This window comes from Moorena sp. SIO1F2 (genome assembly GCF_010672755.1).
Classification (GTDB): Bacteria; Cyanobacteriota; Cyanobacteriia; order Cyanobacteriales; family Coleofasciculaceae; genus Moorena.
In genome coordinates this window covers 1-1,452 of the sequence record NZ_JAAHFV010000657.1, presented here as the reverse complement: position 1 = coordinate 1,452, position 1,452 = coordinate 1, and the positions used below count along the sequence as shown (strand labels likewise).

Here is a 1,452-nt window from a genome sequence, read left to right as displayed (position 1 = left end):
TTAACTGCCCGGTTCATAAATCTTTGCTAGTTAACGTTAGTCAGATGTAAGCAACTAATCATTACCTGGCTGTGATCTCAGGTTTTGTCCAAACTTGTTGAATCAGTTAAAAAATATAGTTAACTATATAGTATTATTTGGAGATACATAAAATTCAATCTTGATTTAGTCTAACAAAAAAAAATACAGGGAGTCGGGTAAAAAAAATATCACAATTAATTTTATATACCTATCACAACTTGTCGAATATATTTTATTTTATTATTTCCTATTTCCAAGGCTATCAGTAAATTAAATCCACTAAAAAAACGAAAGCTAACATTTTTACTATGTATCCTGTCTGCGATTCTAAATTATACTTGCTGGTGCGTTACGGGGTGGGCTATCCCAATAGTAGCTACAAAGTGTAAAAGGCGATCCGGTCCCTAACGCACCCTACGCACTAAATTCTTAATTCTACATTCTTAATTCTACATTTTATTCGAATTACTCCTCAAAAAAAAATCCTACAAACCCTTGACAAGTAAATTCATAATCGTTATGATTATATTTGTAAGCTTCAAGAGCAATTTTGAATTATGCCTGACAACTTTCGCCCAGATCCACAAAACAATCCTGAGGATATCACTCCTAGTAATACTCCTCAGGAACCTTCCCCAAAAAAATACCCCATTAAGCACATTTTGAAGGGTTCCCGCCGGGCAATAAACAACACCATGCAGACCCTTTATGCACGGGGTTACGCCGAAATATCGGAGTGGAGCCCCCTTCAGCCGACGGGAATTCCTGGCGAATTCATCACCATGATGACCAAGTATTTAAATTTAGGTTAAACTATTAAGTTATAGGGGGGGAAACCCCCCTGGCCAAAGCATCAGGTTTGTTCACGTAGCGTGACCTTTGGTCAATCCTATGGGATCATTTCTGGATTGGTTTAGAAAGTTGAGGCATAACTAAAAAATCCTAGCCGTGGAAGGTTTTCTGCGGCTATTTTTTTTTTGCTTATTATGTTTTAGGGCATCGGGAATGGGGAATCGGGACTCGGGAGTCGGGAATCGGGACAAAAATTTAGATGTCAATTACCCTTACTAGTAAACGCTATACTTCCTGATATCAATTAGCGACAAGAATGGTACGATGGGTAAGGTAGTTGAATGCTTTCGCGTAGCGTCTCTTCCAGAGAATCGCAATCAATTTCAGTTCACAACAATTGTTTTATTGTGATTGATCCTACATCTACTGGTGGGATTGGTGAAAAATTGAATTAGTGATTCATCCGTTGGTGGGCAGTGCATACCTAGGTTTACCCAAGCCAATTAATCTTTCTGTGGCACTGCCCACCAACGGATGAATCACTAATTCAATTTTTCACCAATCCCACCAGTAGATGTAGGATCAATCACAATAAAACAATTGTTGTGAACTGAAATTGATTGCGATTCTCTGGAAGAA

At 38.2% G+C, this 1,452-nt stretch carries 2 protein-coding genes; one reads left to right on the top strand and one right to left on the bottom strand.

Annotated features, from left to right (window positions below):
* Positions 1-578 precede the first annotated feature (578 nt).
* The gene (locus tag F6J94_RS33810; RefSeq protein ID WP_293048312.1) at positions 579-833 is read left to right on the top strand and encodes a hypothetical protein; all 255 of its coding nucleotides are present in this window, start codon (positions 579-581) and stop codon (positions 831-833) included.
* A 120-nt stretch (positions 834-953) separates the two neighbouring features.
* On the opposite strand, the gene F6J94_RS33805 is transcribed toward F6J94_RS33810, so the two are convergent.
* Positions 954-1,079, bottom strand: coding sequence for a hypothetical protein (locus tag F6J94_RS33805; RefSeq protein ID WP_293048309.1), 126 nt, complete (start codon positions 1,077-1,079; stop codon positions 954-956).
* Positions 1,080-1,452: the final 373 nt, after the last annotated feature.

Excerpts from the sequence above, each read along its gene's own strand:
- F6J94_RS33810 (WP_293048312.1), top strand. The coding sequence starts at position 579 with ATGCCTGACAACTTTCGCCCAGATCCACAAAACAATCCTGAGGATATC.